Origin of the sequence: Halomonas cupida, assembly GCF_900142755.1 — a bacterium.
Classification (GTDB): domain Bacteria; phylum Pseudomonadota; class Gammaproteobacteria; order Pseudomonadales; family Halomonadaceae; genus Halomonas; species Halomonas cupida.
This window is the reverse complement of sequence record NZ_FRCA01000001.1, coordinates 144,537-157,561: the sequence shown is the minus strand read 5'-3', so window position 1 is coordinate 157,561 and position 13,025 is coordinate 144,537. Positions and strand designations below refer to the sequence as shown.

General features: G+C 58.7%; 15 protein-coding genes. 6 read left to right on the top strand and 9 right to left on the bottom strand.

What is annotated here, in order from left to right; translation table 11 throughout:
• The first annotated feature begins 1 nt into the window (after position 1).
• The 3 genes from BUE38_RS00625 (at position 2) to BUE38_RS00615 (ending at position 3,016) form a co-directional block, all read left to right on the top strand.
• Positions 2 to 739 (top strand): transporter substrate-binding domain-containing protein, encoded by a 738-nt coding sequence (locus BUE38_RS00625; RefSeq protein ID WP_073433102.1) that lies wholly within the window; start codon positions 2 to 4, stop codon positions 737 to 739.
• Positions 736 to 1,761, top strand: coding sequence for an AbrB family transcriptional regulator (locus BUE38_RS00620; RefSeq protein ID WP_073433101.1), 1,026 nt, complete (start codon positions 736 to 738; stop codon positions 1,759 to 1,761). The genes BUE38_RS00625 and BUE38_RS00620 overlap by 4 nt, the downstream gene beginning before the upstream one ends.
• Positions 1,762 to 1,999: 238 nt before the next feature.
• Positions 2,000 to 3,016: a Bug family tripartite tricarboxylate transporter substrate binding protein gene (locus tag BUE38_RS00615; protein ID WP_073433100.1), complete on the top strand. Its 1,017-nt coding sequence runs from the start codon at positions 2,000 to 2,002 to the stop codon at positions 3,014 to 3,016.
• 41 nt (positions 3,017 to 3,057) lie between these two features.
• On the opposite strand, the gene BUE38_RS00610 is transcribed toward BUE38_RS00615, so the two are convergent.
• Positions 3,058 to 3,723: an IclR family transcriptional regulator gene (locus tag BUE38_RS00610; RefSeq protein ID WP_159438827.1), complete on the bottom strand. Its 666-nt coding sequence runs from the start codon at positions 3,721 to 3,723 to the stop codon at positions 3,058 to 3,060.
• A gap of 180 nt (positions 3,724 to 3,903) precedes the next feature.
• On the opposite strand from BUE38_RS00610, the gene BUE38_RS00605 reads away from it, so the two are divergent.
• On the top strand, positions 3,904 to 5,094 hold the full coding sequence (locus BUE38_RS00605) for a CaiB/BaiF CoA transferase family protein (RefSeq protein ID WP_073433098.1): 1,191 nt from the start codon (positions 3,904 to 3,906) through the stop codon (positions 5,092 to 5,094).
• Positions 5,095 to 5,135: 41 nt separating this feature from the next.
• Positions 5,136 to 5,966 carry a citryl-CoA lyase gene (locus BUE38_RS00600; RefSeq protein ID WP_200802120.1) on the top strand — a complete coding sequence of 277 codons (831 nt, stop codon included), beginning with the start codon at positions 5,136 to 5,138 and terminating at the stop codon, positions 5,964 to 5,966.
• A gap of 2 nt (positions 5,967 to 5,968) precedes the next feature.
• Here the strand turns inward: BUE38_RS00600 and BUE38_RS00595 are convergent, their stop codons facing one another.
• Complete coding sequence (locus tag BUE38_RS00595; RefSeq protein ID WP_073433097.1) at positions 5,969 to 6,451, bottom strand: DUF2938 family protein; 483 nt, start codon at positions 6,449 to 6,451, stop codon at positions 5,969 to 5,971.
• Between the two features lie 68 nt (positions 6,452 to 6,519).
• On the opposite strand from BUE38_RS00595, the gene BUE38_RS00590 reads away from it, so the two are divergent.
• Positions 6,520 to 6,813 (top strand): cupin domain-containing protein, encoded by a 294-nt coding sequence (locus BUE38_RS00590; RefSeq protein ID WP_073433096.1) that lies wholly within the window; start codon positions 6,520 to 6,522, stop codon positions 6,811 to 6,813.
• Between the two features lie 3 nt (positions 6,814 to 6,816).
• Here the strand turns inward: BUE38_RS00590 and BUE38_RS00585 are convergent, their stop codons facing one another.
• From BUE38_RS00585 to BUE38_RS00555, 7 genes are all read right to left on the bottom strand, one after another.
• Entirely contained in the window at positions 6,817 to 7,527 is a 711-nt protein-coding gene (locus BUE38_RS00585; protein WP_200802119.1) for a FadR/GntR family transcriptional regulator, read from the bottom strand.
• 54 nt (positions 7,528 to 7,581) lie between these two features.
• On the bottom strand, positions 7,582 to 8,364 hold the full coding sequence (locus BUE38_RS00580; protein WP_073433094.1) for an SDR family NAD(P)-dependent oxidoreductase: 783 nt from the start codon (positions 8,362 to 8,364) through the stop codon (positions 7,582 to 7,584).
• 2 nt (positions 8,365 to 8,366) lie between these two features.
• Positions 8,367 to 9,209, bottom strand: a complete 843-nt coding sequence (locus BUE38_RS00575) for a sugar phosphate isomerase/epimerase family protein (RefSeq protein ID WP_073433093.1) — start codon at positions 9,207 to 9,209, stop codon at positions 8,367 to 8,369.
• Complete coding sequence (locus BUE38_RS00570) at positions 9,209 to 10,105, bottom strand: NAD(P)-dependent oxidoreductase (protein WP_073433092.1); 897 nt, start codon at positions 10,103 to 10,105, stop codon at positions 9,209 to 9,211. Before BUE38_RS00570 ends, BUE38_RS00575 begins: the two co-directional genes overlap by 1 nt.
• Positions 10,106 to 10,186: 81 nt before the next feature.
• The gene (locus BUE38_RS00565; RefSeq protein ID WP_073433091.1) at positions 10,187 to 11,446 is read right to left on the bottom strand and encodes a TRAP transporter large permease; all 1,260 of its coding nucleotides are present in this window, start codon (positions 11,444 to 11,446) and stop codon (positions 10,187 to 10,189) included.
• Positions 11,443 to 12,003 carry a TRAP transporter small permease gene (locus tag BUE38_RS00560; RefSeq protein WP_159438826.1) on the bottom strand — a complete coding sequence of 187 codons (561 nt, stop codon included), beginning with the start codon at positions 12,001 to 12,003 and terminating at the stop codon, positions 11,443 to 11,445. The genes BUE38_RS00565 and BUE38_RS00560 overlap by 4 nt, the downstream gene beginning before the upstream one ends.
• A 16-nt stretch (positions 12,004 to 12,019) precedes the next feature.
• Positions 12,020 to 13,000 carry a TRAP transporter substrate-binding protein gene (locus BUE38_RS00555; protein WP_073433090.1) on the bottom strand — a complete coding sequence of 327 codons (981 nt, stop codon included), beginning with the start codon at positions 12,998 to 13,000 and terminating at the stop codon, positions 12,020 to 12,022.
• Between the last annotated feature and the right edge of the window lie 25 nt (positions 13,001 to 13,025).

Here is a 13,025-nt window from a genome sequence, read left to right as displayed (position 1 = left end):
CATGCATGAATATCTGGAAACGCTACGCCGACAGCTGACCACCGACAACCGCCTCCGTGCCGCCATCAACCTCGGTAACCCCGTTCTTGCCCAGCGCAAGGACAACGGTGAGTTGGGTGGAGTGTCCGTCACTCTCGCCCAACATCTCGCTGAGCTGCTGCAGGTGGAGATCGAGTTTGTGGTGCATGATGCCGCAGGCAAGGTCGTCGCCGCCCGTGACAGCAACCAATGGGACCTGGCTTTCCTCGCCCGCGACCCTCTTCGAGCAGAGACCATCGCCTTTACCTCTCCCTATGTCATCATCGAAGGCACCTACCTGGTAGCGCAGGACGCGCCCTTTCAGACGGTGTCAGAGCTCGACGCCAAGGGTGTCGACATCGCAGTGGGTCAGGGGGCTGCCTACGATCTGTATCTGTCACGCACCCTGCAGTACGCCAGCATCGTTCGTGCCCCCACATCCGCCGATGCGGTCCACTGGAAGGTCGAACGCCAGTTGGATGCAGCTGCGGGCGTACGCCAACCACTCGAGCATTACTGCGCGGACCACCCAGGCTATCGCGTGTTACCCGGAAGTTTCACGCGGATAGAACAGGCCATGGCAGTTCCCTCTGATCACGCCGACGCTATTGCTCCGCTGGAACGTTTCCTGCAGGAAGCCCGCCAGAGTGGGCTGATACACGAGGCGCTTCAGCACTCGGGCCAGAACCCTGCCATCGCCGCCGGGAACCCGATTGCATGACCCCCCGAATGCCCATCGTCAAGTCGCTGCTCATCGGCGCATCAGGGGGCCTTGCCTTCCACTTGGCCGGGATGCCTCTTGCCTGGATGCTGGGGCCGCTGGTCGCCAACCTGGTCGCGGCCATATCCGGTGTTCAGATAGCGATTCCAGAACGGTTTCGCAGCGGGTTCCTTGGTACTTTGGGTCTACTGCTGGGCGGTCAGGTCACTCCGGCGCTGAGCGACCGCATCATCGAGTGGCCGCTATCATCAGTGCTGCTGCTGTCAGGTATGCTGGTTTCTACACTGGCGACATGGCTCTGGTATCGACATGCCTGCCACATGGAGCGCATCAGTGCCTGGCTGGCGTCGACCCCCGGAGCCATGAATGCCATCATGGCTCTGGTCAGTGGCAGTGGTGTCGAAGCCAGTCGCATTGCCATTGCCCAGGGGGTTCGTGTTGTGCTCGTGGTGCTTCTTCTCCCAGCATTATTCTGGGTGCTCAATGGTGATGTTGAAGACTCTCGGATACTGGAAGCGCCTCTACCACCATCATCTCTGTGGCTGTTGTTGACGCTACCACTGATCATTCCGCTATCACGATACCTGCGACTCCCCAGTGCAGACCTGCTCGGTCCCCTGCTGGTGGCATCAACTCTGGGTCTGGCTGACATTGCCCATCTCGTGCTTCCCGAGTGGGGATTGGACATCCTTCTGATTGTACTGGGCAGCAGCATCGGAGCCAGGTTTGTTGGCGTTCACTGGCGGCAGTTGGCAACCTACGCAACCCAGGCGTGCATGGCAACTGCCATTACCCTGGCGGTACTGGCGCTATTCGCCTGGTTGATCCATCAGAGCGTTGATGTCTCATTCAGTGTGGCCTTGCTGTCGGTTGCGCCTGGGGGAATCGGTGAAATGGCCATCATTGCCGTTGCCCTGGGCATGGACCCCATCTTTGTTACCTTCCACCACCTTCTGAGGTTGGTCACCTTGATGATCATCACTCCACTATGGATTCAGTGGGTATCCAACAGGGCCCAGTGAACAGAAAGCCAGCCCGCTGCCGTTACATAGTCATGGTGCGGTGAGATCGCGCCTGGTTCACCAGGCGCTTTGGCATCCCCCTCCCCCGAACACGACTTTCGTCTCAACCCGTCCCGTTGCCCTTGACCGGACGATTGACGCCCTCTAGGTTCTACTCCTAGCAACAAGTTCTATCAAGAAAAACAAATCCAACAACAAGACGTCCTGACAAACAACATCAGGAAACCTGGAGCCACCAATGAACTCGCATTTCACACGCCAGACTCTCGCCACAGCCTCTTTCATCGCGGTCTGCCTGACCACTGGGGCATCCGCTCAGGCTTTCGAGCCACAAGATTTTGCCCCCCAGGGCAAGGTCGAGTGCCTTGCACCAGCAGACCCCGGCGGTGGCTGGGACTTCACCTGCCGTAGTGTCGGCAATGTTCTGGAAACGCTCGATCTGGTACCTCGCAGCGTACAGACCGTGAACATGCCGGGAGCCAGCGGGGGCGTAGCCTTCGCTCATGTGGTCAGCAAACGTGCCGGAGAGAAGCAATTGCTGATTGCTGCATCAACGGCAACCACCACTCGTCTGGCCCAGGACCAGTTCAATGGCATGTCGGCGGACATGGTCACCTGGTTGGGAGCCGTGGGTGCTGACTTCGGTGTCATCGCAGTCGCGTCGGATTCCGACTTTCAGAACCTCAACGAATTGATGGATGCCCTACGCGAGGAACCGTCATCCATCAGCTTTGGCGGCGGCAGTTCCAAGGGAGGTTGGGACCACCTCAAGGTGCTCATGGCTGCCCGTGAGGCAGGGATCGAAGACCTGCCCGCGATCAAGTACCTGCCCTATACCGGAGGTGGAGAGGCGCTGACCCAGGTGGTCGGCGGGCATATCACTGCGTTTACCGGCGATGTCAGTGAAGTACTGGGCTTCGCCGCCTCGGGAGATCTTCGCGTTCTCGCCGTGCTTGCAGATCAGCGTCTGCAGGGAGATCTCGCTGATTTTCCGACGGCAAGGGAACAGGGACTGGATGTCGTGGGAGTCAACTGGCGCGGTTTCTACATGCCAGCCGATGTACCCGAGGAGGCCGAGGCGTATTGGGTCGATGCTCTGGATACCTTGTATGCCAGCGATGAATGGCAACAGGTCATGACCAGTAATGGGCTGATTCCCTTCGACATGCAGGGTGAAGAATTCGAAGCCTTCGTCAATCAGCAGATCGAAGACATTCACCAGCTATCGGCCGAGATCGGCCTGATCCAGCCCTGAGCCTGCCATGCATGGACCCGGTAGATTCGATGAAGGTGCATTCAATGAAAGCGGAGCGGGCCTCGTGGTAACGAAGACTCCAGTGCAGCGGCTCGCTCTGACAGCAGACGTCGATGCTCATCAAGCGAGGAGGCGAAGCGCTCGCGAGGCCCCGACAGGGCCAGCGCACCGAGCAGCTCACCATCGTGCCGTTCGATGCCAATGGCCGCGGCGGCCACCGAAGGTTCACGCTCGCCAAGAGACACCTGTACTTCGCGATGCGGGTGTTCACCACACAGCGCCTTGCCTGCTGCCCCCTGACGAAGGGGGAGTCTGGTGCCTTGTTCGAGATGATGGCGAACCTCGTGGCGACCATTCTCTCGGTACAGACAGATACGCTCTTCGCCATCACGAATATAGAAGGATGCGGTTTCACCGCTGGTATCACGCAGGCTTTCGAGCACCGGTCTTATCAGCCCCTCGACCTGGATACCTTCCACCGCCAGTGGCGCCAGGCGTGTGGCCGCTGGGCCGATTCGGTAGATGCCGCGATGATCGCGAACCACGTAGCCGAAGACTTCCAGCGATGCCATCAAGCGCAGGATGGTGCTCTTGTAGAACCCCGTGGCCTGGGACAGTTCTGTCAGTGAGAACTCGCGATGCGTCTGATCGAAGACTTCCAATAGGGTCAGCGCTCGTTCCACTGCTTCCACGCGTCGTTGCGCCACGGTCAGGCTCCTTCAACTGGGTAGGACCAGAACCGGATGTTGCGGCAGCAGCAACATCGTTGCAACCCATTGATCTCTGCACTGCTTTTTACAGGTACTGACCCGACAGGCGTTTGTGTCGGGTCAATCGCGACACAGGGAAGTGCCACCGCTTCAGGAAACATGCTTTCAGGAACCCCTATGCCCTTGCCTCTCAACGGATATCGAGTACTCGACCTGACCAATGTACTGGCAGGCCCATTCTGCTGCCACCAGTTGGCTCACCTCGGCGCGGAAGTCATCAAGGTCGAGCGTCCCGATGGCGGCGACCTGGCTCGACAGCTTGGCGCCGACCCACAACTCAACCAGCGCCTGATGGGCGTCTCCTTCCTGGCACAGAATGCCGGCAAAAGCTCCGTCAGCCTGGACCTGAAGGATGAACAGGACCGCCAGCGCTTTCGGGAACTGGTCGCCACTGCTGACGTACTGGTGGAGAACTTCCGCCCCGGCGTGATGCAGCGACTGGGGCTCGGTTTCGATGATCTGCGCCAGTTGAACGACCGCCTGATCTATTGCGCGATCTCGGGGTTCGGTCAGGATGGTCCGTTATCGAATTTCCCCGCCTACGATCAGATCATCCAGGGGATGTCCGGTGTCATGAGCATCACAGGGGATGCCGACAATGCCCCCTATCGCGTTGGCTATCCTCTGGCCGACTCCATCGGCGGCCTCACCGCCGCCATGACCATCAATGCAGCCCTCGCCGAGCCCGAACGCAAGGCCAGATTCATCGATGTCTCGATGCTGGACTCTGTGCTTGCCACCATGGGTTGGGCGGTTTCCAACCTGCTGGTCGCCGGTCGTCCCCCCTCTCCACTGGGCAACGACAATGTCACCGCTTCGCCATCCGGCACCTTTCGCACTGCCGATGGGTTGCTCAATATCGCCGCCAACAAGCAGGAGCAGTTCCTGGCGCTATGTGAGGTGCTCGGCCAGCCGCAATGGAGTCAGGACCCTCGCTTTCATGAGCGTCAGGCACGCCTGGAGCACCGCGCGGAACTCAAGACACTCATTGAAAAGACACTGACCACACAAGGCACCGAACACTGGTGGCATGCCCTGGTGGCTGCAGGGGTGCCGGCAGGTCCGGTCTACAGCGTCGCCCAGGCGCTCGAGCATCCACAGGTTCGTGAACGCGGCGTCGTTGAGCAGTTCGATGATGCCGGTATCGGGAGACCATTGAGAGTCATCAGTGGTGGTTACCGCATCGACGGCCATCCCCCCCGTGTCAGTCAACCGCCACCAACGCTGGGTGCCGACAATGCCAGGTTCTTCGGTGCCACCTCTATCTTCGATACCACCTCGGCGCCAGGACAGGAGCCCAGGTCATGAATGACATAGCCATGAGTGATATAAGTATGAGCGACATAAGCATGACCGATACCAAGAAGCTGAATCAGCACGCCGCCGACTGGTGGCACACCGAAATTATCGACATGCAGCCGGGCGAGATTCGTTATCGTGGCTACCCGATCGAAGAACTGATCGGGCGCATTGGGTTCGCCGACATGATATGGCTGATGACCCGCGGTGAACTGCCGACGGCCGCTCAATCGGAACTCCTCGAAGCCGCTCTGGTCAGCGCGGTTGATCATGGCCCTCAGGCCCCCAGCATCGCCATCGCGCGCATGGCAGTGACCTGCGGCAGCAGCCTCAACAACGCCATGGCCTCGGCCATCAATGTGCTCGACGATGTTCATGGTGGGGCCGGCGAACAGGCCGTTGAGCTCTACCGGGAAATCGCCGCAAGACTGGACGATGGCATGGCTCTGGAATCAGCCACACAAGCCGTCATCGACCAGTGGCAGCAATCCAGAGGCCCCATCTTGCCCGGCTTCGGCCACCGTTTTCATCCAATAGACCCGCGTGCTCCACGCCTGCTGGCACTGGTCGACGAAGCGGCGGAGCGTGGCGATATCAATGGACGCTTCGCTCAGGTGGCACGTGAAGTGGAGCGTCAATTGGCCGCCCGGAAGGGCAAGCCTATTCCCTTGAACATCGACGGCGCCACAGCAGTGATCTACGCAGAGCTGGAGTTCCCGGCACCGTTGGCTCGCGGCCTGTTCTGCCTGTCACGCTCCGTCGGGATCCTTGCCCACGCCCGGGAGCAGCAATGCCAGGGCGGGCGCAACAAGGGCCCCATGCCCAAGGGCTGGTTGTGGGACTATCGGGGCGCCCCACCACGTTCGCTGGACAGGGAATGACGTCAGCCTATCACCAGCGCCGCAAGATACATGCCGATGGCGAACACCACATGTCCGGCGACATTGTTGAGTCGGGCGACGCTGGGATGGGGTGCTCCTGAACAGGCTACGCCAACCCCCATGCCCGGTTGGAGAATGAACCAGCCGGCGCCCACGGTGACCAGGCCGACGATCAGCGGTGGCAGGAAGGTAGGTGCCACGGCCCAATCCATCCCCCAGAGCGCCAGCAGGATGGCAGCGAACAGCATGCCGACCAGATAATGCATGACCCAGCCGATGGCCAGCTCATTGGCCACCACTGGTGACTCGCCTATGCCCTTGCTGTGAACCAGCTGTCCGCTCGGCAATCCAGCAAACCAGCGCCCCACCAGGTGCCAGGGTGGTAGTGGCATGCCGAAGATTCGGTGGAGCAGCAGGTTCCAGAGATCCAGAGCCGCGGTGCCACCGGCACCGATGACCATCGACAGCAGCAGGAATTCGAGCATCGGGAGTCTTCCTTGTCGCAGTTGTGGTTTAATCGTTTCGGAAACAATAATAGCGACAAGGAACTCCCATGACTGCACCTCGCCCCTCTGCAACCCCTACTGTTCAGATCGACGATGAGCGCTGCATCGTAACGCGCTGGGACTTCCCCCCCGGCGCAGAAACCGGTTGGCACCGCCATGGTCATGACTATGTAGTGATCCCGCTGACGCCGGGCACCATGCTTCTCGAGACACCGGATGGGGAGCAGCAAGCCACGCTGACGCCAGGTGTTTCCTATCGCCGCCCTGTTGGCGTGGAACACAATGTCATCAATGCCGGTAGCGAAAGTTTCGCCTTCATTGAGGTCGAGATGAAGGCCTGACCTTCAAGCCAGACCAGGCTCGTCACTACGATAGACGCGCATGGTCTGGCGATTCCAGGTTTCAAAGTGTTCGTCCATGGCCTGGCGCGCCAATTCACGGTCACGCGTCCTGACCGCAGAAACGATGGCGATATGGGTTTCGTTGGTCTTTTCCTGCGCAACCTTCGACTGCCGCGCTAGAACTCGGCGCTGGTGGAGTACTGTCTTCAATACCGAAGACAGGCCCTGAAAGATCACCAGAATGGCAGGATTTCTTGCCATGATCGCCAGTTGCTCATGAAAATCGTAATCCGCCTGAATCCCTTCGTTCACATCAGTGGAATTAACGATAAGCCCACAAAGCTCTTCGAGCCTGTCCAGTTCATGATCGTAATGGTTGATTGCTGCCGCCTGAACGATTTCCCGCTCGAACATTTCGCGGGCAGTTTCGAGGTGATCAACAGAGATATAGTTCAGCTTCAATGCCAGCTCGAAGTACAACTGAATAAAAACCGGCTCGGGCATTTTCAGGAAAGTTCCACTGCCCTGTTTACGCTCGATGAACCCGAGACTGTGCAGTACGGAAAGCACATTACGTACCGAAGTGCGATGCATATCGAAATGCTCGCAAAGAGCACGCTCAGGAGGAAGCTTGAGGCGCCCATCCTTCGAAAGCTCCGACACAGAGACGAATTCCTTGAGTCTATCCAGGAGACCCGGATCGATTGCACTCATATGAATATCCATTGCTGCCCCTGCCTGACGTGCACAGGGGCAGGATAGCACCAGTCAGTGAATGTGCATACCGCCATTCACGTCTAATGTAGCGCCTGTTATATAGTCGGAAAGGTCACTGGCCAGGAACAGAAATGCCTTGGCGACATCCTCCGGCTTGCCCAGTCTGGCCAGCGGAATACCTTCCAGAATCTTCTCTCTCATTTCATCAGTGAGTTTACCACCGGTGATATCCGTGGCAATCAGCCCTGGCGTCACAGCATTGACCCGAATGCCGTAGCCGCCCAACTCACGAGCCATGGCCTTGCCCAACCCCAGCATACCTGCCTTGGCAGCACTATAGTGAGGCCCGCCAAAGATACCTCCTCCACGCTGGGCAGAGACCGATGACGTATTGATGATGGAACCGCTTTTCTGCTGCTTCATCTGCGGTGATACGGCCTGGGACATGTACAGCATACCCCGAAGATTGACGTCCATGATTCGGTCGTAATCCTCAGGCATTATTTCATCAAATTTGACCGGCTGTGTAATCCCGGCATTATTGACCAGCACATCAATACGCCCGAAACGCTCCACTACCTTTTTCGCCAATTCAATACAATCATCGCGATCGGTGACATTACTGACCTCAACCATCGATCGGTCCGCATCGAACATGGAGCGAACCTCTTCACAGGCCTGGGCATTGACATCCGAAATGACGATAGTAGCGCCCTGCTCGTAGAACAACCGCGCCGTTCTCAGGCCGATTCCATTGATACCTGCCGCGCCAGTGACGATACAGACCTTGTCTTTCAAAAGCGGGTTTTTCAAAAGCGTACTTTGTAGTGACATTTTCAATCTCCAGGTTGAAAAATGACTTCGTCCATCCAGGCGAGTGATTGCTTGAGTTTTTCTTCGATATCTTCCAGTGCCAGCGGCTGTTCATCTCGCCAGGGCTGTGCCGTCAGGTCGCGATGCAGGCGAAAGGGTAATTCCAGCGAGAATGGCATCCCTTGCCGCTTCAGCTGACGAATCAGGCTTCCATCATCGATGTCCCCTACCCCTAATGGCACGAAGTCATAGCCATCGGTCACGGCCTTGCAAGGCTTGATGTGGAAGTGATCCGCACGAGGCAGTGCTTCGAGACCATCTGTCAGAGGATCGAGTTCAGGACAGTGGGACATCAGATTGCCGGCATCGAAGTTGATGCCGAAGGCCTTGCCATCGAGTTGTTCCAGTAGCAGGGGGATATCTGCCGCGCAATCGAGCAGATTGGCCTGACGATTGCCGGGATTCTCCAGCAGGATGCGCACACCATGATGCCTGGCGATGGCCGCCAGCTCTCCGGTATGGGCGAAGAACTGACTACTGGAAGCCATACTGGCCGCATTGGTGATGACATTGCTGGCCCCCAGCTCTGCGGCAAAACGGCAGCGGGCCTCGAGTCGTTGTGGTGCATCCGCCAGACCGAGATCGATATGTCCCGAGAAATAACGGCATTGCTGGCCGAGACGCTGCATCTCCGCGCCCAGCTCACGGGCATAGGCTCGGCTCAGGTCCTTATCGGTGAAGGCCTCCACGTAGCCTTCGATGAAGGCTACCTCGACATTCGTCACACCACAGTGCGCCAGCGACGCGAAGATGGCATCGAAACCATAGCCGTCATAGGCGGCAGTGCTGACCGATACCAACGACATCACTGCTCCTCCTGAGAAGGACTACCATTGAGCAGCCGATAGGTGCGAATGACCTGGCTGTCATCGAGCTGCCCTTCTCCACGCTCCGAGGAGGCGACGAACAACTGATGAGCCGCGTGGGCCAGAGGAGTATAGGTACGCGACTGAGCAGCCGACTCACAGACGATGCCCAGATCCTTGCAGAAGATATCCACGGCACTGGTGACTTCGTCCGGCGGGAGTATCATGCGCGGCCCACGGTCCTTGATCATCCAGCTCGATGCTGCGGACCCGCTGAGCATTTCCAGCATCACCGCCAGATCCAACCCATTCTTCTCTGCCATCGCCATGGCTTCAGCCGCCACGGCGATATGCACGCCACACAGCAATTGGTTGACTGCCTTCATGGTCGAGCCCTGCCCCGCGTCGGTGCCCGCGCGATAGATGGCTCGACCCATGGCCTCGAATATCGGCCGACATGCCGTGAAGGCATCATCGCCAGCCGCCACCATGATCGTCAGGCTTCCGTCACGCGCACCCGCCACGCCACCGGACACCGGGGCATCGACATAGTGCAGGTCGTCACGGAACGCCTTGACCTCGGCGCTGATGGCAGCAGAGTCCCCCGGCGCGACGGTGGACATCTGTACGATGCAGGCACCTGCCGGAAGTTGACTGACCATCTCTTGTTTGAACAACAGATCGCGTACCTGAGCGGCATTGACCACCATGATCACCAGGCCATCGGCACCCGCAAGAGCTTCGCCCTCAGATATCTGCCGCTCCGCCAGACCGTTGAACTGCTCTGCCCGGGCTCGATCGACGTCGAGACCATGGACCTGCATACCTGCGGCACGCAGATTGGTGGCCATCGGTATCCCCATCGAGCCCAGCCCGGCGAATACGATGTTGTTCATGATGCTCTCCTCACTTTCTTGTTCACAGGCTCTTCTCCTCAAGTGCGGCTGCTCAAGACATGCCCCTCAAGACCTGCCCCATCAATAGATGATCAGCATCGGGACGTAGGACACCAGCAGCAGGACTGCCAGCGCCACCAGATAGAACGGCACCAGCTCCTTGACCACACTGCCGATGTTCTCCCTGGCAATCGCCGCAGAGACAAACAACGTGGTCCCGATGGGTGGAGTAAACAGCCCGATGCTCAGGTTGACGCACATCATGATGCCGAGCTGGACCAGATCCAGACCGATGGCATTGGCAATCGTCACCAGAGTCGGCCCCAGCAGCAGGATCGCAGCCGGCAGATCGAGGAGCATGCCGATGACCAGCAACAAGAGGTTGATTGCCAGAATGATCAGCAGGGGGTCCTTTAGATACTCGACGGCCCATTGCGCGACGGCCTGGGGAACACCGCCGGACGTCAGGATGTAACCGATGATGTTGGCCGCCGCGATGATCAGCATGACCACACCGGTGGTGATCACGGTGTTGACCAGCGCCGCCATCACCCGCTGGCCATTCAGATCACGGTAGACCAGCCCACTGACCAGCAGGGCATAGGCCACGGCAATGATGCTGACCTCGGTGGGTGTGGCGATACCGGCGCGCAGCAACACCAGAATGAATACCGGCATCAGCAAGGCAGGCAAGGCGCTGAGGAAGGTGTCACGAACCTCACGTCGGGTGTACTTGAAGTCAAGCCGCGGAAAGCCGCGCCGTTTGCCGGTGAAGTAACAGGCCGCCATCATGCCGAATGCCAGCAGCAGCGCCGGAATAACCGCCGCGATGAAGAGTGCTGCAATCGATGTGTTGGAAACGGTAGCAAACAGGATCAACGGGATCGACGGCGGCATCAGCCCCGCAATGACCGAGGAAGACGAGGTGACCGCGGCACCGAATGCCCCCGGATAGCCCTCGCGTTTCTGCCAGGGGATCAGCATCGAGCCCAGTGCTGAGGCTTCTGCCACAGAGGACCCGGAAACCCCACCGAAGACAGTGGAGCCCACGACGCTCACTTGCCCCAGGCCACCGTGGTACTTGCCGACCAGCATCGACGCCAGACCGACCAGCTTCTGACCCAGCTTGCCCGACATCATCAAGCCGCCCGACAGGATGAAGAACGGAATCGCCAACAACGGGAAGCTCTGGGTGGGCTGGAAGATCTTCATCACCGCCATGCTCGAAGGCATGGGACCGAACACCGACAACGCCGCCCAACCGCTGATCACCAACGAATACCCAACCGGCATGGCCAGCAGCATGAAGACGATGAAGCCCAACACCATATGTACGGTCATGACACTTCCTCCCTGGTGACCAGCTCCGGCGGGTGCACCGACTCGCCCTTGAGCAACTGGGCAATATTGATCAACGACACCAGCGCTACGGCGGCAAAACCGACCACCACCGACCAGTACGCCCAGGACATTGCGATACCGGTGATGGGTAGTGTCTGGTTGCCGGCAATGGCAATGACATCAAGGCCATACCAGGCCATGACCGAGAAGGCGACAACCGCCAGGCCATTCACCGCAAGGGCAATGATTCGACGCAGAGTCGATGGCAGGGAGCCGACCACCACCTCAACGCCAATATGCTCATTCCTCGCGGCGGCGGCGACGATGGCGCTCATCGTCAGCCACGGAAAGAACAGGTTGGGCACCTCTGATACCCAGCCCAGGCTGGTGGACAGCACATAACGAACAACAACACCGCTCATCAGGGAGGCGAACATGGTCACGATCGAGATGATCGCCACCCATTTGAACAACTGATAGATTGCATTTTTCGAGCCCTGCAGCAGTGAGGCAGGTTGCCCTGCCTCACTGCCGAGGCTCTCCTCGGAGAGCTTCATACCAGCATCCTCCCGTTTACGGAGCATCACTCTGGGCTGCCTCGACGACCATCTCGACCAGCTCGGGGTATTGCTTGCGCCAGTCGTCATAGACCGACTGCGTCGCTTCGATGAAAGGTGTCTTGTCGACGTCATTGAACTCGACACCCTCTTCTTCCATGGCCGAACGCAGGTTCTCATCGGCTTCCAGCGACGCCTGACGGTTGAACTCGCCTGCCTCGACGGCGGCTTCCTGGACCGCCTGCTGGTCTTCCGGCGACAGCGAGTCCCAGACCACCTTGCTCATCAACAATGGCGTGGACTCGTACTTGTGGCCGGTCAGCGAGATGTAGTCCTGCACCTCATGCAGCTTCGAGGAGTAGATATTCATCAGCGGGTTCTCCTGGCCGTCCACCACGCCCTGTTGCAGCGCTATGTACAGTTCGGAGAAGTTCATTGGTGTAGGGTTGGCGCCCAGTGCCTCGAAGATATCCACGGTGACCGGATCCGGTGGTGTCCGAATCTTGATGCCTTCAAGGTCCTCAGGGGTCTCGATGGGACGCACGTTGTTGCTGACGTTGCGAATGCCGTTATCCCACAACGCCAGCAATACCAGCCCCTGTTCTTCGGACAATTGCTTCAGCTCATCGCCAACTTCTCCATCCATGACTCGCCACGCCGTTGGCAGCGAGTCAAACAGGAATGGCAGGCCAAGGATCGAGAACTGGGGAATCACCCCCGAGGTAGTACCCTGGGAGTTGGCACTGAAGGCCAGACTACCGAGACGCATCTGGGTCAGGGCTTCAACATCGTCGCCATACTGGGCGTTACCGCCCACATCAACGACGATCTCGCCATCTGTCTTTTCCTCGACCAGTTCAGCAAACAGTTCAGAAGCATCCCACTTGGGATTGCCTTCCGCGGCATTGTGCGCCAGCTGAAGCGTCTGAACGGCCAGCGCGGAGGAACTCACCAGTAGTGAGCCAGCGATGATGGAACCAGTAATTATCGTTTTCATGACGCAAGGTTCTCTTCAGTTGTTG